18 protein-coding genes are annotated in these 20,659 nt (G+C 74.3%); 6 read left to right on the top strand and 12 right to left on the bottom strand.

The window, feature by feature from the left end:
• Window positions 1-7: 7 nt before the first annotated feature.
• Window positions 8-1,483 (bottom strand): amino acid transporter, encoded by a 1,476-nt coding sequence (locus ABZ873_RS06380; RefSeq protein WP_360866034.1) that lies wholly within the window; start codon window positions 1,481-1,483, stop codon window positions 8-10.
• A gap of 388 nt (window positions 1,484-1,871) precedes the next feature.
• Here ABZ873_RS06380 and ABZ873_RS06375 point away from each other — a divergent pair, with 388 nt between their 5' ends.
• The 5 genes from ABZ873_RS06375 (at window position 1,872) to ABZ873_RS06355 (ending at window position 8,047) form a co-directional block, all read left to right on the top strand.
• Window positions 1,872-2,897 (top strand): GDSL-type esterase/lipase family protein, encoded by a 1,026-nt coding sequence (locus ABZ873_RS06375; RefSeq protein WP_360866032.1) that lies wholly within the window; start codon window positions 1,872-1,874, stop codon window positions 2,895-2,897.
• A 103-nt stretch (window positions 2,898-3,000) separates the two neighbouring features.
• Complete coding sequence (locus ABZ873_RS06370; protein ID WP_360866029.1) at window positions 3,001-4,047, top strand: SCO0930 family lipoprotein; 1,047 nt, start codon at window positions 3,001-3,003, stop codon at window positions 4,045-4,047.
• A gap of 148 nt (window positions 4,048-4,195) precedes the next feature.
• Window positions 4,196-4,969, top strand: coding sequence for a LytTR family DNA-binding domain-containing protein (locus ABZ873_RS06365; RefSeq protein ID WP_360866026.1), 774 nt, complete (start codon window positions 4,196-4,198; stop codon window positions 4,967-4,969).
• A 106-nt stretch (window positions 4,970-5,075) separates the two neighbouring features.
• Window positions 5,076-6,806 (top strand): cation acetate symporter, encoded by a 1,731-nt coding sequence (locus tag ABZ873_RS06360; RefSeq protein ID WP_360866023.1) that lies wholly within the window; start codon window positions 5,076-5,078, stop codon window positions 6,804-6,806.
• The gene (locus tag ABZ873_RS06355; protein WP_360866020.1) at window positions 6,803-8,047 is read left to right on the top strand and encodes a histidine kinase; all 1,245 of its coding nucleotides are present in this window, start codon (window positions 6,803-6,805) and stop codon (window positions 8,045-8,047) included. Before ABZ873_RS06360 ends, ABZ873_RS06355 begins: the two co-directional genes overlap by 4 nt.
• A gap of 59 nt (window positions 8,048-8,106) precedes the next feature.
• Here the strand turns inward: ABZ873_RS06355 and ABZ873_RS06350 are convergent, their stop codons facing one another.
• From ABZ873_RS06350 to fmt, 10 genes are all read right to left on the bottom strand, one after another.
• A complete protein-coding gene (locus ABZ873_RS06350; protein WP_360866017.1) occupies window positions 8,107-9,549 on the bottom strand; it encodes a GuaB1 family IMP dehydrogenase-related protein in 1,443 nt (480 codons plus the stop codon).
• Between the two features lie 75 nt (window positions 9,550-9,624).
• Window positions 9,625-10,785: a transposase gene (locus ABZ873_RS06345; protein ID WP_360866015.1), complete on the bottom strand. Its 1,161-nt coding sequence runs from the start codon at window positions 10,783-10,785 to the stop codon at window positions 9,625-9,627.
• Between the two features lie 342 nt (window positions 10,786-11,127).
• On the bottom strand, window positions 11,128-11,523 hold the full coding sequence (locus ABZ873_RS06340; RefSeq protein ID WP_360866012.1) for a barstar family protein: 396 nt from the start codon (window positions 11,521-11,523) through the stop codon (window positions 11,128-11,130).
• Window positions 11,520-12,029, bottom strand: coding sequence for a ribonuclease domain-containing protein (locus ABZ873_RS06335; RefSeq protein ID WP_360866009.1), 510 nt, complete (start codon window positions 12,027-12,029; stop codon window positions 11,520-11,522). The genes ABZ873_RS06340 and ABZ873_RS06335 overlap by 4 nt, the downstream gene beginning before the upstream one ends.
• A gap of 68 nt (window positions 12,030-12,097) precedes the next feature.
• Entirely contained in the window at window positions 12,098-12,319 is a 222-nt protein-coding gene (locus ABZ873_RS06330) for a hypothetical protein (RefSeq protein WP_360866006.1), read from the bottom strand.
• Between the two features lie 133 nt (window positions 12,320-12,452).
• Window positions 12,453-13,466: a sugar-binding domain-containing protein gene (locus ABZ873_RS06325; RefSeq protein ID WP_360866173.1), complete on the bottom strand. Its 1,014-nt coding sequence runs from the start codon at window positions 13,464-13,466 to the stop codon at window positions 12,453-12,455.
• A gap of 138 nt (window positions 13,467-13,604) precedes the next feature.
• On the bottom strand, window positions 13,605-14,291 hold the full coding sequence (rpe, locus tag ABZ873_RS06320) for a ribulose-phosphate 3-epimerase (protein WP_360866003.1): 687 nt from the start codon (window positions 14,289-14,291) through the stop codon (window positions 13,605-13,607).
• A 76-nt stretch (window positions 14,292-14,367) separates the two neighbouring features.
• Window positions 14,368-14,883 carry a hypothetical protein gene (locus ABZ873_RS06315; protein ID WP_360866000.1) on the bottom strand — a complete coding sequence of 172 codons (516 nt, stop codon included), beginning with the start codon at window positions 14,881-14,883 and terminating at the stop codon, window positions 14,368-14,370.
• A 52-nt stretch (window positions 14,884-14,935) separates the two neighbouring features.
• The gene (locus tag ABZ873_RS06310) at window positions 14,936-16,396 is read right to left on the bottom strand and encodes a transcription antitermination factor NusB (RefSeq protein ID WP_360865997.1); all 1,461 of its coding nucleotides are present in this window, start codon (window positions 16,394-16,396) and stop codon (window positions 14,936-14,938) included.
• 71 nt (window positions 16,397-16,467) lie between these two features.
• Window positions 16,468-17,412 (bottom strand): methionyl-tRNA formyltransferase, encoded by a 945-nt coding sequence (gene fmt / locus ABZ873_RS06305; protein WP_360865994.1) that lies wholly within the window; start codon window positions 17,410-17,412, stop codon window positions 16,468-16,470.
• A gap of 337 nt (window positions 17,413-17,749) precedes the next feature.
• On the opposite strand from fmt, the gene ABZ873_RS06300 reads away from it, so the two are divergent.
• Entirely contained in the window at window positions 17,750-18,301 is a 552-nt protein-coding gene (locus ABZ873_RS06300; protein WP_360865992.1) for a hypothetical protein, read from the top strand.
• 143 nt (window positions 18,302-18,444) lie between these two features.
• On the opposite strand, the gene ABZ873_RS06295 is transcribed toward ABZ873_RS06300, so the two are convergent.
• Window positions 18,445-20,577 (bottom strand): primosomal protein N', encoded by a 2,133-nt coding sequence (locus ABZ873_RS06295; RefSeq protein ID WP_360865989.1) that lies wholly within the window; start codon window positions 20,575-20,577, stop codon window positions 18,445-18,447.
• Window positions 20,578-20,659: the final 82 nt, after the last annotated feature.

Here is a 20,659-nt window from a genome sequence, read left to right as displayed (position 1 = left end):
GGGTGGGTCACTTCTCTGTCGGTACCTCGGCCGCGGCCACCGCCAGGGTGGAGCGGCGCATTCCGTAGAGGAAGTAGATCACGACTCCGACGGCCATCCAGACACCGAACGCGACCCACGTGGCGACCGGCAGGCTGTACATCATGTAGCCGCAGGCGAGGAAGCCGAGGATCGGGGTGACGGGGAAGAGGGCGACCTTGAAGGTGCGCGGCATATCGGGCTTGGTACGGCGCAGGATCACCACGGCGATGTTGACCAGGGCGAAGGCGAAGAGCGTGCCGATGCTGGTGGCGTTGGCCAGCTCGCCCAGCGGGACGAAGGCGGCGAGGGCTCCACAGAAGAGGGAGACGATGACCACGTTGGCGCGGGGGGCGCCGGTCTTGGCGTCGACCTTGGCGAAGACCTTGGGGACGAGGCCGTCGCGGGACATCGCGAAGAGGATGCGGGTCTGGCCGTAGAGCACGGCGAAGACGACGGAGGCGATGGCGACGACGGCGCCCGCGGCGAGGACGACGCCCCAGAAGGTGCCGCCGGTGACGTTGTTCATGATCTGGGCGAGCGCGGCCTCGGTGCCCTCGAAGTCCTGCCACGGCATGGCGCCGACGGCGACGAAGGCGACGAGGCAGTACAGGATGGTGACGATGCCCAGCGAGAGCATGATCGCGCGGGGCAGGTCCTTCTTCGGGTTCTTGGCCTCTTCACCGGCGGTGGAGGCGGCGTCGAAGCCGATGTAGGAGAAGAAGAGGGTGGAGGCGGCGGCGCTGATGCCGGTGACGCCGAGCGGGGCGAGCGGGGCGTAGTTGCCGGCCTTGATGCCCATGACGCCGATGCCGATGAAGAGCACCAGCGTGACGATCTTGATGACGACCATGATCGTGTTGATCCGGGCGCTCTCCTTGGCGCCACGCATCAGGAAGACCATGGCGAGCAGGACGACGACCAGCGACGGCAGGTTGATCCAGCCGCCGTCACCGAGCGGGGCCGCGGACAGCTTCTCGGGGAGGGTGACGCCGATGGTGCCTTCGAGCAGCTCGTTGAGGTACTGGCCCCAGCCGACGGCCACCGCGGAGACGGAGACGGCGTACTCCAGGACCAGGCACCAGCCGCAGACCCAGGCGATGAACTCGCCCATGGTGGCGTACGAGTAGGAGTACGAGGAGCCCGAGACGGGCACCGAGCCGGCCAGCTCCGCGTAGGAGAGGGCGGAGAACAGCGCGGTGAGGCCCGCGATGATGAAGGAGATCGTGACGGCCGGACCGGCCTTGGGGGCCGCCTCGCCGAGCACGACGAAGATGCCGGTGCCCAGAGTGGCGCCGATGCTGATCATCGTCAGCTGCCACATCGTGAGCGAGCGGCGCAGGACGCCGCCCTCTCCCTGGCCGCCCTCGGAGACCAGCTGATCGACGGGCTTGCGCCGCAGCAACGGGTTCACAGGCTTGCGCGGCTCATCGAGGAGCGGGGGCGCCTGGCCGTGATCGAGCACGAGGGACTCCTTTGACACTGCGGTTGGGGACGAAAGGCGTCGACCGCAGCGGTCCTGAGCAGGAGCAGGCAGAGATCTGCCTGGGCATGGGGGACCGCGAGCAGGCGGTCCGCGCCACTCCACGTACAGCGAGTGAGCCTACGAGCTGAGAGATACCGCCCGTAATGCACCATCCTTGCACATTGCCGCACGATCATTGCGCGGATCTGTCCGGGATGGACCTTTGTTGCGTGCGGATGATCGATCGCTGCGCAGCCCTCCTCCGACCGCCTTTCTTGACAGTTCGTCAGATCTCCCGCAGCGTGCCGACCGGCCATGAGGTGGGCAGACGTACCGGAGGGCGGGTCCGGCGTACGGAGACCACCCGCCCGGCGAACGGAGACGACGGATGAGCGCACCGGCACACGACGAGGTCCGGCCAGGCCCCTGGCGGGACCCGCGGCCCTTCCTGCGCGGGGTCGCCTGGCTGGACCGGGGCCGCCCGGTGCGCGCCGACCCGGCCGACACCATGCGGCTGCCCTGGGACACCGGCGAGCGGGCCACCCTGCCGATCGGGGTCCGGCTGGAGTTCACCACCGGGAGCGCCCACGCCGTGGAGATCCGCTACCGGGCCACCGTGCCCGGCCCCACCGACGCCCTGCGCGACCTCGCCCACGGCTTCGCGCTGTGGGACCGCCACGGGGTGGTCACCGAGGTGTTCACGGAACCGGCCGCGGAGGCCGTCGTACGCATCGAACTGGGCGGCGGGCACGGCCCGTTCACCGTCCACCCGCCCGAGAACCAGTCCCCCGTCGTACTCGGCCTGCGCGGGATCGGCGGGGAGCTGACCCCGGCCCCGGCCGCCCCGCGCTGGGTGGTCCACGGCGACTCCATCACCGAGGGCTGGTGGTCCACCCGCCCCGCCCACGGCTGGCCCGCCGTCGCCGGCCGGGCCCTCGGCTGGGACACGGTCAACCTGGGCTACGCGGGCGCCGCGCGCGGCGAGCTGAGCACCGCCGAACAGCTCGCCGGGCTGCCCGCCGACGTCCTCACCCTCGCCTTCGGCACCAACTGCTGGTCCCGGGTCCCCTTCACCGCACCCCTGCTGTACGAGACCACGCGCGCCTTCCTCGACCTGGTCCGGCAGGGGCACCCGCGCACCCCGCTGCTGCTGGTCTCCCCCGTCCTGCGGCCGGACGCCGAACGCACCCCGAACCGGCTCGGCGCCACCCTGGGCGCGCTGCGCGACGCGATGGAGCGGGCCACCCGGGACCGGATCGCCGCCGGGGACGACCGGCTGGCCGTGCTCCCGGGCCGTGACCTGCTCGGACCGGAGCACCTGGCGGACGGCCTGCACCCCAACGACAGCGGACACCAGGTGCTCGGCCTCGCTGTGGTCACGGCCCTGCGGCGGGCCGGGTTCGGCCCCGGGTGAGTGAAACAGCCCACACCGGTCCGGCTGAACAGATCCGGGCCCGGGCGGCGTGTCCTGAGCACAGTTGCCGCCGCTCCGGTGGCGGCCACGCGAGACACCACACGTGGGAGAGATCAAGATGGGCATCAAGCGGGGAACCACTCTGGCCGCGGCCGCGATCGCCGTAGCGCTCACGGCGACGGCCTGCGGTACGACGGACTACAAGGCCGGCGACACCACCCAGCCCGCCGCGAACGCCGCCGCGCAGCCCGCCTATCCGGCCGCCGACGCGGGCGCGGCGGCGAAACCCGCCGGGCAGCTGGCGACCGTCTCCAACGAACAGCTCGGGCAGATCGTCACCGACAGCGCCGGAATGACCCTCTACCGCTTCGACAAGGACACCCCCAAGCCGCCGAAGTCGAACTGCGAGGGCGACTGCGAGAAGACCTGGCCCGTGGTCGCCGCGGGCGATGCCACCGCCGCCGCCGGCATGGACCCGGCGGTGCTGGGCGAGGTGGTGCGCGGGGACGGCAGCAAGCAGCTGACGATCGGCGGCTGGCCCGCCTACCGCTACGCCAAGGACACCAAGGCGGGCGACGTGAACGGGCAGGGCGTCGGCGGGGTGTGGTTCGCGCTGGCGCCCGACGGCAAGAAGGCGGCCAAGGGCGGCGGCGCCGGGGCCGGCGAGGCCGACAAGGGCGAGGCGGAGAAGAAGGAGCCGGGCAAGGCGGAGGGCGGCCAGGGAGGGTACGGCCAGGGCGACTACGGCAAGCCCGAGGGCGGCGCCGCCGAGGCGGGCGCGGGCGAGGCCGCCCCCGGCCTGTCCGTGGCCAAGGACCCCAAGCTGGGCGACCACATCGTCGACGGCAAGGGCATGACGGTCTACCGCTTCAAGCCCGACACCGCCTGGCCGATGGTCTCCAAGTGCGTCGGCGACTGCCTGAACAAGTGGCCGGTGGTGCCCCCGGTGGAGAAGGGCAACGCCAAGGGCATCACCGAGCGGAACTACCGGGTCATGGACCGCCCCGACGGCAAGAAGCAGCAGACCGTCGACTGCTGGCCCGTCTACACCTTCACCGGGGACAAGAAGCCCGGCGACACCAACGGCCAGGGCGTCGGCGGCACCTGGTACGCCATCTCCCCCGAAGGCAAGCTGATCACCACCCAGTGACCCCGGGGCGCCCCACGCCCCCTCTCCCCCCACCACGGTCCGCGCGGCCCCCGCCCTCCCTCCCCCCGGGGCGGGGGCCGCGCCTTCCGTCCCACCGCCCGCCGCAGGCCCGGACGGGATCCGCGCGGCACGGCCTAGACTCGGCCGCATGCTGCGCGTGCTCGCTGTCGACGACGAGAAGCCGCTCCTGGAGGAACTGCTCTACCTGCTGCGCGCGGACCCCCGCGTGCGCAGCGCGGAGGGCGCCTCGGACGCCACCGGCGCACTGCGCCGGGTCACCCGCGCGCTGGAGTCCGGCCCGGACGGCCCCGAGGGCATCGACGTCGTCTTCCTCGACATCCACATGGCCGGGCTGACCGGCCTGGACATCGCCCGGCTGCTGGCCGGGTTCGCGCGGCCGCCGCTGATCGTGTTCGTCACCGCCCACGAGGGCTTCGCCGTCCACGCCTTCGACCTCAAGGCCGTGGACTACGTCCTCAAGCCCGTACGCCCCGAGCGGCTGGCCGAGGCCGTGCGCCGGGCCTGCGAGCGGCTGGGCCGCACCGGGGAGGCGCCGCCCGCGCCCCCGGCGGCCGCCGCCGGGCGCGGCCCGGAGCAGATCCCCGTCGAACTGGGCGGCGTCACCCGCTTCGTGGCCATCGACGACATCGCCCATGTCGAGGCGCAGGGCGACTACGCCCGCCTGCACACGGACGAGGGCAGCCATCTGGTCCGGATCCCGCTGTCCACGCTGGAGGAGCGCTGGGCGGAGCGCGGGTTCGTCCGCATCCACCGCCGCCACCTGGTGGCGCTCTCCCGGATCGAGGAGCTGCGGCTGGACGCGGGGACCACCACGGTCCGGGTCGGCTCGGCGGAGCTCCAGGTCAGCCGGCGGCACGCGCGGGAGCTCCGCGACCTGCTGATGCGGCGCGCCACGCACTGACACGGGCCGTCCCCGGCCGCGGGGCCGGGCCCGCCGCGTGCCTGTCGCCCGCGCCGGGGCCGTGCGTAGACTCCGCTGACCGCTCCCCCAGCCGAAGGACCGCCCGGTGAACCAGACGTACGCGCTGACCGCGGTCGCCGTCGTCGTCCTGGTCACGATCCTGCTGGGCGCGCTCGGCCTGCGGATCTCGCGCACCACCTCCGATTTCTACGTGGCCTCGCGCACGGTCGGGCCCCGGCTGAACGCGGCGGCCATCAGCGGCGAGTACCTGTCCGCCGCCTCCTTCCTCGGGGTGGCCGGGCTGGTGCTGCTCCAGGGGCCGCAGATGCTCTGGTACCCGGTGGGCTACACCGCCGGGTACGTGGTGCTGCTCGCCCTGGTCGCGGCCCCGCTGCGCCGCTCCGGCGCCTATACGCTGCCCGACTTCGCGGAGGCACGCCTGCAGTCCCGGGCGGTGCGCCGGATCGCGGTGCTGTTCGTCCTCGGGGTGGGCTGGCTGTACCTGCTGCCGCAGTTGCAGGGCGCCGGGCTGACCCTGGAGATCCTGACCGGGGCCCCCGAGTGGGTCGGGGGCGTGGTCGTGGCCGGCGCGGTGAGCCTGGCGGTGGCCGCCGGGGGCATGCGCAGCATCACCTTCGTGCAGGCGTTCCAGTACTGGCTCAAGCTCACCGCGCTGCTGGTCCCGGCCTTCTTCCTGCTCGGCGCGTGGGCCGGGGACGGCGCGCCCCGGGCCACCTTCGACGCCCCGGCGGTCTTCCGCGAGCACACCGCGGTCACCCTGGCGCAGGACGTCCGGCTGGCGGTGCGGGAGCCGCTGGCGCTGACCGTGACCGGGCAGGTGGACGGGCGTACGTACACGGGGGCGCCGCTGACGCTGGAGCCCGGGGAGCATGCCGTACGGGCCCACGCGCGGCTGGAGTTCACCCCGGGCACGGCCCTGCCGGAGGCCCGTACGGAGGCGGGGCGCGGGGTGCCCACCTGGTCCGAGCCGCCGTCCGGGGAGCCCGTGGAGTACCGGCTGTACGCCACCTACGGGCTGATCCTGGCCACCTTCCTCGGCACGATGGGCCTGCCGCACGTGGCGGTGCGCTTCTACACCAGCCCCAACGGGCGGGCCGCGCGCCGCACCACGCTGGTCGTGCTCGGCCTGGTCGGGGTCTTCTACCTGCTCCCGTCGGTGTACGGGGCGCTGGGCCGGATCTACGCGCCCGAGCTGGCCCTGACCGGCGACGCGGACGCGGCGGTGCTGGTGCTGCCCGGCCGGATGCTGGGCGGGACGGCCGGGGAGCTGCTGGGGGCGCTGCTGGCCGGGGGCGCCTTCGCGGCGTTCCTGTCGACGGCGTCGGGGCTGACGATGGCGGTGGCCGGGGTGCTGCACCAGGACGTGCTGCCGGGGCGCGGGGTGCGCGGGTTCCGCCCGGCGGCGCTGCTGGCGATCCTGGTGCCGCTGGCGGTGAGCACGGCGGCCGCGGCGGTGCCGGTCGCGGACGCGGTGGGCCTGGCCTTCGCGGTGTCGGCCTCGTCGTTCTGCCCGCTGCTGGTGCTGGGCATCTGGTGGCGCGGCCTGACCCCGCCGGGTGCGGTGGCCGGGCTGCTCACCGGCGGCGGGGCGGCGCTGGGCGCGGTCCTGGCGACCCGCGCCGGGCTGGCTCCGGCGGGCTGGGCGCACGCGCTGCTGGCCTGGCCCGCGGCCTGGTCGGTGCCGCTCGGCTTCGCGACGATGACCGGGGTCTCCCTGGCCACCCGCTCCCGGATCCCGCCCGGTACGGCGGCGGTGCTGGCCCGGCTGCATCTGCCCGAGGCCGTGGCGGGCAGCCGTACGGGGGCCCTGCGGTGAGCGGGGCCGGGCAGGCGCTGCCGGTGGTGCTGGGGGCGGCGGGCGCGGCCCTGCTGCTCGGTACGGGCTGGGCGGGCGGTCGGTGGCAGGCCCGCCGGGGCGAACGGCTGACCGGGACCGACCTCGGGACCCCGGTGGAGCGGGCCACCTTCCACACCCTGCACACGGCTTCGCTGGCGGCACCCCCGCTGCGGGCCGGGCTGACGGAGGACGCGGCCCGCAAGGCCGCCCGGCGGCTGCGGTCGCTGCTGGGCACGGAGGCGCTGTGCCTGACCGACCGGGAGTCGGTGCTGGCCTGGGACGGGCCGGGCGCCGACCACCACGGGCGGCGGGTGATGGAGCGGGTGGCGGAGCTGCTGGAGTCGGGGCGCGGCCAGAGCCTGCGGACCGACTGCGGGCGGCCCGGCTGCCCGCTCAAGTGGGCGGTGTTCGCGCCGCTGACCGGCGAGGACGGCGTACTCGGGGCGCTGGTGGCCTACGGGTCCCGGGAGTCGGCGGTGCTGGTGCGGGCCGCGACGGAGCTCGCGCGCTGGGTTTCCGTACAGCTGGAGCTCTCCGAGCTGGACCGCTCGCGGACCCGGCTGATGGAGGCGGAGATCAGGGCGCTGCGGGCGCAGATCTCCCCGCATTTCATCTTCAACTCCCTGGCCGCGATAGCGTCGTTCGTCCGGACGGATCCGGAGCGGGCGCGGGAGCTGCTGCTGGAGTTCGCGGACTTCACCCGCTACTCCTTCCGGCGGCACGGCGATTTCACCACGCTGGCCGACGAGTTGCGCTCCATCCAGCAGTATCTGGCGCTGGCCGGGGCCCGGTTCGGGGACCGGCTCACGGTGACGCTCCAGGTGGCTCCGGAGGTGCTGCCGGTGGCGCTGCCGTTCCTGTGCCTGCAGCCGCTGGTGGAGAACGCCGTCAAGCACGGGCTGGAGGACTCCACCGAGGAGTGCCGGATCACCATCACGGCGCGGGACGCCGGCCCGGACGCGGTGATCACCGTCGAGGACAACGGGGTGGGCATGGACCCGGCCCTGCTGCGCCGGATCCTGGCCGGGGAGCAGGCCGGGTCCGGCTCGGGCATCGGGCTGCCGAATGTGGACGAGCGGATCCGGCAGGTGTACGGGGACGCCTACGGGCCGGTGATGGAGACGGGCGTGGGGGCGGGCATGAAGGTGACGGTGCGCATCCCCAAGTACCGGGCGGGCGTGCACAGTCCGCTGCCGGCGCAGCTCCCGCCGCGGCCCTGAACGCCCGTGGCCCCCGGCCGTCCGCGCAAGGACGGCCGGGGGCCACGGAACGGGTGCGGCTAGCTCCAGCTGGCGTGCAGCGGCTTGCCCTCGGCGTAGCCGGCGGCGGACTGGATGCCCACGACGGCCTTCTCCTCGAACTCCGCGAGGGAGCCGGCACCGGCGTAGGTGCAGGAGGAGCGGACGCCCGCGATGATCGAGTCGATCAGGTCCTCGACACCCGGGCGGGCCGGGTCGAGGAACATCCGCGAGGTGGAGATGCCCTCCTCGAAGAGGCCCTTGCGGGCGCGGTCGTAGGCGGACTCCTCGCTCGTACGGTTCTGCACCGCGCGGGCGGAGGCCATGCCGAAGGACTCCTTGTACAGGCGGCCCTCGGCGGACTGCTGGAGGTCGCCCGGGGACTCGTACGTCCCGGCGAACCAGGAGCCGATCATGACGTTGGAGGCACCGGCGGCCAGCGCCATGGCCACGTCGCGCGGGTGGCGGACACCGCCGTCGGCCCAGACGTGCTTGCCGTACTTCTTCGCCTCGGCCGCGCACTCCAGCACCGCGGAGAACTGCGGGCGGCCCACGCCGGTCATCATGCGGGTGGTGCACATGGCGCCGGGGCCCACACCGACCTTGATGATGTCCGCGCCGGCCTCGATGAGGTCCTTGACTCCCTCGGCGGCGACGATGTTGCCGGCCACGATCGGGACCTGCGGGTCCAGCGCGCGGACGGCCTTGATCGCGTTGATCATCGACTCCTGGTGGCCGTGCGCGGTGTCGATCACGAGCGTGTCCACGCCCGCGTCGAGCAGCTGCTTGGCCTTGGCCACGAAGTCGCCGTTGATGCCGACGGCGGCCGCGATGCGCAGCTTGCCGTCCGCGTCGGTGGCCGGGGTGTAGAGGGTCGCGCGCAGGGCGCCCTTGCGGGTGAGGATGCCGACGAGCCGGCCGTCCTCGTCCACGGCGGGGGCCAGCTTGCGGTGGCCGGCGTCGAGCTGGTTGAAGGCTTCGCGCGGGTCCATTCCGGCGTCGATGAGCAGCAGCTCCTTCGACATGACCTCGGAGAGCTGGGTGAAGCGGTCGACACCGGTCAGGTCGTGCTCGGTGACGACGCCCACCGGGCGGCCCTCGCCGTCGACGACGACACCGGCGCCGTGCGCGCGCTTGGGCAGCAGCGACAGGGCGTCCGCGACGGTCTGGGTGGGCGCCAGCGTGATCGGGGTGTCGAGCACGAGGTGGCGGGTCTTCACCCAGGAGATGACGTCGGTGACGACCTCGATCGGGATGTCCTGCGGGATGACGACCATGCCACCGCGGCGGGCGACGGTCTCCGCCATCCGGCGGCCCGCGATGGCGGTCATGTTCGCCACGACCAGCGGAATGGTGGTGCCGGTGCCGTCGGGCGAGGTGAGGTCCACGGCCTGGCGGGAACCGACCGCGGAACGGCTCGGCACCATGAACACATCGTCGTACGTCAGGTCGTACGGCGGCTTCAGGTCATTGAGGAAACGCACGTGCTGAACATCCCAGTCGATCGAAGGACTTTCTACGGCCTCGACAGAGAGGACAGCCGAGGAAACGCACGTACTTCATTCTCCCACGACCTGCCACGCACGCCGCCCGGTCCGATCGTCCAAGGCCCCCGGAACGGCCTGGTGCGTTCCTACGGGACCTTGGTCCCGCAGGCGCGCGCTGAGCAGGCGGGCGGCGTGGGCGACGCTGGCGAGGGTGGCGTGGTGGTGCCAGCCGCGGAAGGACCGGCCCTCGAAATCCCGGATCCCGACGGGCTCGCAGACCTCGGTGAAATCCCGGTCGACCCGGTCGGTGAGCCGGGCGAGCAGCATGAGCCGTCCGAGGGACCGGTCACCGATATTGGTCACCCAGTACGCGCCGGGGTCCGTGGCGGGGACCTCCTCGCTCCAGGCCCCCACCAGCAGCAGCGGACTCTCGGCACCGGGAGCGGTCAGCACAGGAGCAGAGGTCAGGGCGGTCACGGCCCCCTCCTCACCCCGGTCCCGCACCCGCTCGACGACACGCCCCCGGCAGCGCAGCGAATCGACCACCTCGCGGGCGGAGGCGGCACAGCGCCCGCCCCGCCCGAAGCGGACCGGCAGCGCGCCCTCCACCTTGAACAGGAAGGGAATCCCGCACCGCCCGAGAAACTCGGCACTCTCCGCGCAGTCCTCCGTGGCCACCTCCATCACCACGGGCCGCCGCGGCAGCCGCCAGGTGGCGGCCATCCGCCGGACGGCGTGCACGGCGTCCTGCGCGGGGGTGAGGGAGCGCGCGGTGTCGGGTATACCGGCGCGGCGCCGGCGCAGGAGCTCGCCGGTCCACTGACCCGGGAGGGTGAGCGTCCACTCCACGGGGAAGCTGGCCTGCCCGGAGGCGAGCCAGATCCCGCCGGCCTGCTGGCAGTTGGCGGTCCGCCCGAGCTGCGGCACGAACTGCCGCCCGACCCCCACGGACCGGTCCCCGGCCTTCTCGACGACCATGGGCCGGAGCACCCAGGCCAGGGGCCGCTGGGCGGAGCGTTCGAGATGCTGGGCGAGGGAGCGGCGTACGGGGATCCAGTCCCAGGGCGACTTACTGACGAACTGCTGAAGACTCTGCTCCACGGAACTCGCCCCCGACCCGGCGATATTCCGGATGGTCTTCTTCCCGGCGGTCCGCACGAGCCCGTTCAGATACACACGGGCCCAGTTGCGCTGATCCCGCCGGGGTAAGGAGGCAAACAGCGGCGCGATCATCCGATCGATAACCTGCGAAACCTCCCACACCCCCTCCTCCCCCACAAACCCCACCCCACCCTCCCCAACCCAACACCCCTCCCACCGACGGTACCCGCCCCCACCACCCGGCCAACACATTCCGGCCACGACCCCAGCCCCACACTTTCAGCCCCGCCGGCGTTTGAGGCGCGGGGCCCGGGGCGGAGCCCCAAATCCAGCCTCGCCGGCGTTTGAAGCGCGGGGCCAGGGGCGGAGCCCCAAATCCAGCCTCGCCGGCGTTTGAGGCGCGGGGTCCGGGGCGGAGCCCCGTGCACTCGGCCCGCAGCCATGCGCACGCACCACCCCGGGCGGAGCCCGAATCTAGCCCCGCCGGCGCTTGAGGCGCGGGCCCCCCGGCAAAGAACCCGGCTCGGCGAGCACCACCCTCAACTCCCCCCGCCAGAACTCCACCGCCTCCTCCAGCACCTCCACAAACGTCCCCCACTCCCGCGGCCACCCCACCGCGAACCCACCCCAAGAGCTCACCACAAGCACCCGCCCCACCTCGGGCAACCACCCCAAATCCCGCAAGGCATCAGCCAACGCATCCCAGTTCCCCCCCACCCACCCCGGCACCCGCAGAGCCACCCCGCACCGCGCGATCAGCTCCGCCTTCCCCCGTACCCCCTCCAGGTCCAGCCGGATGACCTCCCACCGCGCCCCCGCGCCCTCCACCTCCGCCAGCACCGCCGCCAGCGCCCGCCGCTCAAGCGTCATCGCAGAACCGCCTTGAAGGTGTCGTAGTGGTCGTCCGTGTAGTAGAACTCCCCACCCTGCCCGGTCACGATCCGCCGGGCCCCCCGGTCCCGCTCCCCGGGCGTCCGTACCGTGAACTCGTGGTAGTAGCCGCGCTTCTGCCGCGGCAGCGCCTTCTCGAAGTTCCCGAAGACGGTGCCGTCCTGCCGGTACGGGTACGGCCCGCCCGCGTCGATCAGCGCCAGGACCTCCCGCGCCTCCCGCGGCAGCGCCCCGGCCCGTACGACGCCCATCCCGCGCGCCCAGTCCGGGGTAGCGCCGACCTCGGCACCACGACTGGCCTCAGCACTGCGGCCGGCATCGGCACTGCGACTGGCCTCAACACGGCCACTGGCCTCGGCCGGCCCGGCACCCCCCGCACCGCACCCCGCCGCCCCCACCAGGACGGCCACGCACAGGAACAGCGCCCCCAGCACGAGCCGGGCGCGCCGCACACTCCGCACGAACCGCGCGTTCCGAAGGATCATGCGCAGATCGTGCCAAATATCCGATTCGCTCGCGAATCGCCCTACGCTCTACGGCACGCTCTACGGCCTCAGAGCGCGGCCATCTTGTCGTAGGGACTCAGGATCCGCTTCTGGACCGACCCGAAGTCGACGAGTACGGCGATTCCCTCCTCGATCCCGACGACACGGCCGAGGCCGTACTCGTCGTGAGTGACCCGGTCACCGACGCCGAACTCCCGTACGGGCAGTTCGACAGGCGGCTTGAACGGGCTGGACGGCAAGTGACGGCGAGGTACCACGGGCTTTGTCATCGCCTCCAGTATGCGCCCCCGCGCCCGCCCCGCGGTCCTCATTCGAAGATCGGCCTCCCCGGGAGAGCCCGCGCCCCGCCACTCGGCCCGCGACCCGGCCCGCGACCCGCCCCGCCCGGCCGCCCACCCGGGCTCAGTCGTCCGGATCCGCCCGGTCCAGCGCGGGTCGCAGCCCCGGGGCCGACTCGGTCAGCAGGTAGTCCGCCACCGCCGTGTCCGTGACCAGGCTGGTCACCAGCCCGGACCGCAGCACCGCCCCGATCGCGGCCGCCTTCCGCAGCCCGCCCGCGATCGCGACGACCTCGGGGATCCGGCGCAGCCGGTCCGCCTCGACGGTGATGCACCGCTCGCCGAGGTCCCGGCCGACCCGCCGCCCCTCGGCGTCGAAGAGGTGCGCGGACATCTCGGCCGCGACGCCGAGCGAGGCGTAGTGTCCGCGCTCCTCGTCGGTGAGCATGTCGTGGACGGTGGAGATGCCCGGCTCCCAGGAGCCGATGGAGACGGCCGCGACCGTCACCTTGTCGAAGTACTCGAAGGCGCGCGCGATCCCCGTCTGGTTCCGCAGCGCCGCCGCCGTGGCCGGGTCGGGCAGCAGCATGGGCGCGTAGATCGGGTGCGCGTCCCCGCCGGAGACCTGCGCGGCCCGGCGTACCGCCTCGACGGAGCCGCGCTCGGCGGTGCCCGCGTCGTACACGCCCGTCAGCTGCACCACGGTGCAGGGCGGCAGCCGGTGCAGGGAGGCGGCCATGTGGATGGTGGACCGCCCCCATGCGAGGCCCAGTACGTCGCCCTCGCTCACCAGCTCGCCCAGCAGGTCCGCGGCGACGGCGCCCAGGTTCTCCGGGTCCGGCGCGTCCTCGGTGGCGTCGGCGGGCGACTCCACGACGACGGCGTGCCGCAGCCCGTAGCGGGCGCGGAGCGCGTCCGACCGCTCCGCGTCGAGCTCGGCCGGTACGCGGATCTCGATGCGTACGAGGTCACGTTCGAGGGCGGTCTCCAGGACCCGGGCCACCTTGAAGCGGCTCACGCCGAACTCCTCGGCGATCTGGATCTTGGACTTGCCCTCCAGGTAGAAGCGGCGGGCCATGGCCGCCGCCTGCACCAGCTCCGCGGGTCCCATCCGCAGGGCTGACCGTCCCGCCGACATTGCAGACACCGCGTTCTCCTCACTGCTGTTCACACTCTCGTGTTCACACTCTCGACTCGCCGTTCATCCTGTCAGATCCGACGGCCGTTGATCAGCCTGGACAGCTCCCGTTCACCGAGCTGTTCATCAACCCTTGGCTCAGTGGTCGCAAGCCCACGGCGCCGCCGCGATCGCCGCACCCGCCTGGTCACGGAGCGTACGGACGGCCGCGGCCGGGTCGACCGCGCCGTAGACCGCGCTGCCCGCCACGAACACGTCCGCGCCGGCCTCGGCGCAGCGCTCGATGGTCGAGGCCGAGACCCCTCCGTCGACCTGGAGCCACAGCTCCAGACCGTGCTTGGCGATCAGCTCCCGGGTGCGGCGGATCTTGGGGAGCATGATGTCGAGGAAGGGCTGGCCGCCGAAGCCGGGCTCCACGGTCATGATCAGCAGCATGTCGAGCTCGGGGAGCAGGTCCTCGTACTGCTCGATGGGCGTCGCGGGCTTGAGCGCCATCGACGCCCGCGCCCCCTTGGCCCGGATCTCCCGCGCGAGCCGCACGGGCGCGGCGGCGGCCTCGGCGTGGAAGGTCACGGAGCCCGCGCCGGCCTCCACGTACTGCGGGGCCCAGCGGTCCGGGTCCTCGATCATCAGGTGCAGGTCGAGCGGAATGTCGGTGGCCCGGCTCAGGGACTCCACGACGGGCATGCCGAGGGTGAGGTTCGGGACGAAGTGGTTGTCCATGACATCGACATGCAGCCAGTCGGCGCCTTCCACCGCCTTCGCCTCCTCGGCGAGGCGGGCGAAGTCGGCGGAGAGGATGCTGGGAGAAATCTGAGCGACCATGCCCCAAGCCTGCCATGCCCCCACCCCCTTCCGGCCACGACCCCGACAACTCACCCCGACCCCGCCGACCCTGCCCTCACCCGGCGGTGGGGGACGCCGTGCCCGTGGGGCGGAAGCAGGGGGAGGTCACCTTGAGGGAGGCGAGCCCCTCCCCCTTGGCGCGATCGGTCACGCCCGTCACCGCGTCCATCCAGAAATCGTCGGACCGGGTCCGCAGATAGACCGCCGGGAACGGGGTGGACCAGTCCACCTCACCCGACGTATTGCGCTCGTGGCCCTGCTCCAGCCAGGCGTCCCGCGCCTGGCGCACAAGGTTCTGAGCCTCGGCGGCGGGTACACCCGTCAGCTTGTAGACGACCGTGACCTGCACGCGGTCGTCGGGACGGTGATCGTCCCGGGCGATGCAGGCGCCGACGGGCGCCGGGCCCATCCGCTCCGGCGTGGGCCGCGGGGACATGCCGTCCACCGCCTGGCGAATGATCTCTTCCGCCCGGTCGAGCGCCCGCCGCTCGTCCAGGGCCGCCAGCCGCGGCGCCGGGGCGCCGGTGCCGCCCCCGTTCCCCGGCGCCCCGCAGCCACTGACCGTGATCATCACAGCCAGGGCCGCGGCCGCCGGGGCAGTTGTACGTGGGTGCACGGGCCCGCTACGCCGTGCGGCGGAGGAGGGCCAGGTACATGGCGTCCGTGCCGTGGAGGTGGGGCCAGAGCTGGATGTCCGGGCCGTCGCCCAGGGCCGGGACGCCCGCCATGTACGGCCTGGCGTCGATCAGTTCGGCCGCGACCGGGGCGGCGCCCGCGCCGCGGCCCTTGAGGACGTCGTCCACGACGACCCGGGTCTCCGCCAGGTGCGGGGAGCAGGTCGCGTAGCCCACGACCCCGCCCACGCGGACCGCCGAGAGGGCCTGGCGCAGCAGCCCCCGCTGGAGCGGGGCGAAGCCCTCCAGGTCCTCCGGGCGGCGGCGCCAGCGCGCCTCGGGGCGGCGGCGCAGGGCGCCGAGGCCCGAGCACGGGACGTCCATCAGGACCCGGTCGAAGGAGCCCGGCAGCCACGCCGGACGGGTGCCGTCCGCGGCGATGACCTGGTAGGGGCCCGGGTTGCCCGCGAGGGACCGCTCCACCAGCCGGGCCCGGTGCGGCTGCTTCTCCGAGGCCAGCAGGAAGGCACCCCGCCCGGCCGCCAGCGCCCCCAGCAGGGCCGCCTTGCCGCCGGGGCCCGCGCAGCCGTCGAGCCAGCGCTCGTCGCGGCCCTCCACCGGCACGGCCGCGAGGGCCATCGCCACCAGCTGGCTGCCCTCGTCCTGCACGCCCGCCCGGCCCTCGCGCACCGCCTCCAGCGCGCCCGGCTCGCCGCCCTCGGCCATCCGGACCGCGTACGGGGACCAGCGCCCGGGAAGAGCCGAGTCCTCGCCGACCGCCTCCAGCAGCTCCTGCGGCGTGGAACGGCCCGGCCGGGCGACCAGGGTCACCTCGGGCCGCTCGTTGTCGGCCTCCAGCAGGTCCTCGATCCCGGCGCGGCCGCCGCCCAGCGCGTCCCACAGGGCGCTGACGACCCAGCGCGGGTGCGAGTGGTAGACGGCCAGGTGCTCCTCGGCGTCCTCCTCGTACGGCGGGGCCACCCGCTCCAGCCAGCCGTCCAGGTCGTGCGCGGCGATCCGGCGCAGCACGGCGTTGACGAACTTGGCGCGCCCGTCGCCGAGCACCACCCGGGCCAGTTCCACGCTCGCCGAGACGGCGGCATGGGTGGGGATGCGGGTGCCCAGCAGCTGGTGGGCGCCGAGCGAGAGCACGTCGAGGACCGGCGGGTCCACCTCGCGCAGCGGCCGGTCGATGCACGCCTTGATCACCGCGTCGTAGGTGCCCTGGCGGCGCAGGGTCCCGTAGACCAGCTCGGTGGCCAGGGCGGCGTCGCGCGCCTCGAAGCCCTCGTTCTGGCGGGCCTTGCGCAGCAGCGGGGGCAGGACGAGGTTCGCGTAGGCGTCGCGCTCGTCCACCGCCCGCAGCACCTCGAAGGCCAGCATCCGGACGGGGTCCTTCTGGGGCCGCCGGTAGGGCTTGGCCGGCCGCTTGCCTGCGGTGCCGCGCGGGGGACGGTGCTGTTCGCTCACGTGAAAGGTGCTCCGGGGTTACGAGGTGGTGCCGACTGCGGACCGGTGCCCGATCGGGGTACCGGCACCGCTCAGCCTACGTCGGCCCCGCCGAGCCGCTCGCCGGGAGCGATCCGCACCCCGCGCGCCCAGTCGGCGGCGCGCATCGGCTTCTTGCCCTGCGGCTGCACCCACAGCAGCTCGACGGCGTGCGAGCCGGTGCCGACGTGGACGTTGTTCTTGGCGGGGGCCAGCAGGCCCGGCTCCAGGTCGGTGCGGTCGGGGACCAGGCCGAGGGAGATCAGCTTGAGCCGTTCGCCGCGGAAGACGGTCCACGCGCCGGGCGCGGGCGTACAGCCGCGTACGACGCGGTCGGCGCGCAGCGCGGGCGCGGTCCAGTCGATCCGCGCGTCCTCGACGGTGATCTTGGGGGCGAGGGAGACGCCGTCCTCGGGCTGTCCGACCGCGCGCAGGCTGCCGTCCTCGATGCCGTCCATGGTGGCGGCGAGCAGTCCGGCCCCGGCGAAGGCGAGCCGGGTGAGCAGGTCGCCGCTGGTGTCGGTGGGGCGGATCTCCTCGGTGAGGACGCCGTAGACCGGGCCGGAGTCCAGGCCCTCCTCGATCAGGAAGGTGGAGGCGCCGGTGACCTGGTCCCCCGCCATGATCGAGTGCTGTACGGGCGCGGCGCCGCGCCAGGCCGGCAGCAGCGAGAAGTGCAGGTTCACCCAGCCGAGCCGGGGGATGTCCAGGGCGCTCTTGGGCAGCAGGGCCCCGTAGGCGACGACCGGGCAGCAGTCCGGGGCGATCTCGCGCAGCCGGGCCTGGAAGTCGGGGTCGCGCGGGCGGGCCGGCTTGAGGACCTCGATGCCGGCTTCCTCGGCGCGCTCGGCGACGGGGCTGGCGACGAACCGGCGGCCGCGGCCGGCCGGTGCGTCGGGCCGGGTGACGACGGCGGCGACCTCGTGGCGGCCCGAGGCGAGCAGTGCGTCCAGGGCGGGCACGGCGACCTCGGGGGTGCCGGCGAAGACGAGCTTCACGGGGGTCCAACCTCGCTGTATGGGCGCACACAGCAGCGCACCGGTCTGTGAACGCGCCCGCCGCCGGAGCGACGGGCTGCCACCCGAAGGTCGCGGGTCCGGCCCGAACCGACCCCGTTCGGAGCAGGCCCAAACTACCAGAAAGATCCACGCGCGCACGGGGCGCGGGGGGCGTACGTCCGCGCTCCGCACACCCCTCGCATATGCCGACCCGCCCCCACAGCGTGACCTGCACGACGGGTGGAGCGTTGGTCAAGAGAGATTGACCGTAACGGGCCGCGTACGCAGGGTGTCCGCGGCCCGACCAGCCCTTAGCACCGGTTCGAGAGGCTTCTTCATGGCCGACCACGCCACCCACGACGCCCAGGCCCGGGCGAGTCTGCACCTGCTGGTGCGGGACATCGAGCGGGTCCGCCGGCAGGTGGACGCTCTGCGTACGCTCACCGCCCAGCTCGGCAATGTGTACCGTCCCCGCCGGTCCGGCCCCTCCACGGGCTTCGTCGTCTACGGCCGGGCGCCCGCGCCCACCGTCCGCCTCGCCCAGGAGCTGCGGGACAGCGTCGAGACGCTGGTCACCGCCGCGGTGGACTTCGACCGCTCGCTCGGCTTCTCGTGGGACGCGGTCGGCTCGGCCCTCGGTGTGACCAAGCAGGCCGTGCACCGGCGCTACGGGGCCCGGCGCGCGCAGTCCGCGGAGACCGCGGAGCCGCTGGCCGAGGGGACGACCACCCGGACCCTGGGACCGCTGCCCACCGTCCCGGCCGCCCGTTCGGCGCCGCCGCAGCCCGTCCGCGAGGAGGCCCCGGCCACCGCCGCGGTGCCGCAGGCCGCCCGGCCGCTCGCCGAGCCCGCCCGCTCCCCCGCCTTCCCCGGCCCGCGCGGCGGCTGAGCCGCCCCGCCGCCGGGATGCCGACCCCCGGTGGCCGGCCCCGCGCGAGCGCCGCGCCCGCAGCCGCCCCCGGTGGGACGACCGTACGGTCCCCGCCGGGGGCTTCGGCGTATCCGGCGGCCCCGCGGGCGGTACGGCCCCGCTCAGCCGATGTCCGGCGGGTCGATCCGGACCCGGACCGCGTCGGCCGCGGCCACCCGCCGGGCCGTCCGGGCCGCCTGCGCGGATTTCAGCGCGGCGGCCAGGGCGGAGCCGCTGCCGGGCGGCACCCGGACCAGCGCCCGCTCCCCCGGCGAGGGCTCCCCGCGCCGGCCCGGCAGCGGCACCGGGCCCAGGATCTCGGCGTCCGGCGGCAGGTCGGCCGCGGCCAGGAACTCCTCCACGGCGGCGGCCCGCCCCACCACCGACGCCATCCGCGACACCGGCGGGAAGCGCAGCTCGGCCCGCTCCGCCAGCTCCCGCAGGGCGTGCCCCACCGGGTCCCACCGCACCAGCGCCTGGACCGGCCGCAGGGTCGGTTCGGCGACGACGACCACCTGGCCCTCCCCGCGCACCAGGCAGGCGGCGGCGATCCAGCGGCGCAGCGCCTCCTCCCCGGCCCGCAGGTCGGGGAAGCCGAGCATGGCCCAGCCGTCCAGCAGCAGGGCCGCCGCATAGCCCGCGCCCTCGGCCACCGGTTCGGCGCCGGGCGTGGACACGATCAGCGCGGGCGCCTCCGGGACCCGCTCCAGGACATGGTCGCGCCCCGAGGTGCGCACGGGCACCGCGGGGAAGGCCCGCCCCAGCTCCTCGGCGGTCCGCCGGGCGCCGACGACCTGCGCCCGCAGCCGGAAGGAGCCGCACTCCTCGCAGTGCCAGGAGCTCTCCGGCAGCCCGCACCAGCCGCAGTGCAGCTCCCGCTGGTCGGGGGCCTCCAGCGGGCCCGCGCAGGCCCGGCAGCGGGCCGGAGTCCGGCAGCGCTCGCAGGCCAGCCGGGGCACATAGCCCCGCCGCGGCACCTGCACGAGCACCGGCCCCGTTTTCAGCCCCTCCCGTACGGTCTCCCAGGCCAGGCTGGGCAGCCGGGCGGCCCGGGCCGCCTCGTCGCGGGCGAGCAGTTCGTCCCCGACGGTACGGATCCGGGGCGCGCAGGCCCGTACGGTCGCGCGCTCGGCGACCAGGGGGCGGGCCCAGCCGGACTCCACCAGCTGGGCGGCCTCCACGGTGCAGCCGGTGCCGCCGAGGAGGAAGCCGCAGCCCTCGGTGAGGGCGCGCAGCTGGAGCACTTCGCGGACGTGCGGGAAGGGGGCGCTGGTGTCGCTGTGGCTGGAGTCCCCGTCGTCCCAGATCGCCACGAGGCCGAGCCGGTGCACGGGGGCGAACATCGCGGCCCGGGTGCCGATGACGGCCCGGACCGCGCCCCGGTGCACGGCGAGCCACTGGGAGTACCGCTTCTGGGGGCCGGACTCGGCGGTGAGCACGGCATGCAGGCCCTTGCCGACGAGGGCGGTCAGCGCCTCGTCGAGCCGGGCGGCGGTGCGGCCGTCGGGGACGACGGCGAGCGCTCCGCGCCCGGAGGCCAGGGTGGCGGCCATGGCGCGGGCCAGTTCCTCGGGCCAGGTCGGGCCGGGCAGGGCCGTCCACACGGTGCGCGGGCTCGCTCCGGAGGCCAGCTCGCGCAGCAGGGTGGGCCCGGCCGGATAGCGCTCCCAGCCGCCGGGGGCGGGGGCCTCGGGCGGCGGCAGCGGGGCGGGCGAGGGGCGGCTCTCGGCCTGGCCGTGCCGGGGCGGGATGGCCAGTTGCAGGACGTCCGCGAGGCTGCCGCCGTAGCGCCGGGCGACCGCGCGGGCCAGCCGCTCGATCTGCGGGCTGAGGACCCGCTCGGGCGAGACCACCTGGGCGAGGGCCGCGAGAGGCCGGTCGTAGTCGGTCTCGGCGACCCGCTCGATGAGGTAGCCGTCGATGAGGCCGCCGCCCTCGCGGCGCCCTTCGCGGACCCGGCCCTCGCCGGCGCCGAACCGGACCCGGACGCGGACCCCGGGCTGGGCCTCCTCGGCCAGGTGCTCGGGGACGGCGTAGTCCCAGGTCTGGTCCAGATGCAGGACGCCCTTGTTGACGAGGACCTTGGCGATCGGCAGCTCCCCGGCCAGGGCGGCTCCGCGCCAGGTGCGCGGCTTCGCCTTGGGGGCCTTGGCCTGGGACTCGGCCACCATCTCCCGCATGAGCGCGAGCTGTTCCGGCGGGCCACCGGGATCCTCGTCCCAGCGCCGCCGCTCGGACTCGTTCGCGCTGCTCACACCCGCATTCTTACCAAACGGCACTGACAAACGGGCGGCCCCCGGACCGCCGAAGGCCCGGACCGGCCGGCTCCGGCACCGC

The sequence above is a fragment of the Streptomyces sp. NPDC047014 genome (genome assembly GCF_040644195.1).
In the GTDB taxonomy this organism is placed as follows: domain Bacteria; phylum Actinomycetota; class Actinomycetes; order Streptomycetales; family Streptomycetaceae; genus Streptomyces.
Note: the sequence above shows the minus strand (reverse complement) of the source record. Positions and strands in the feature narration are given on the sequence as shown.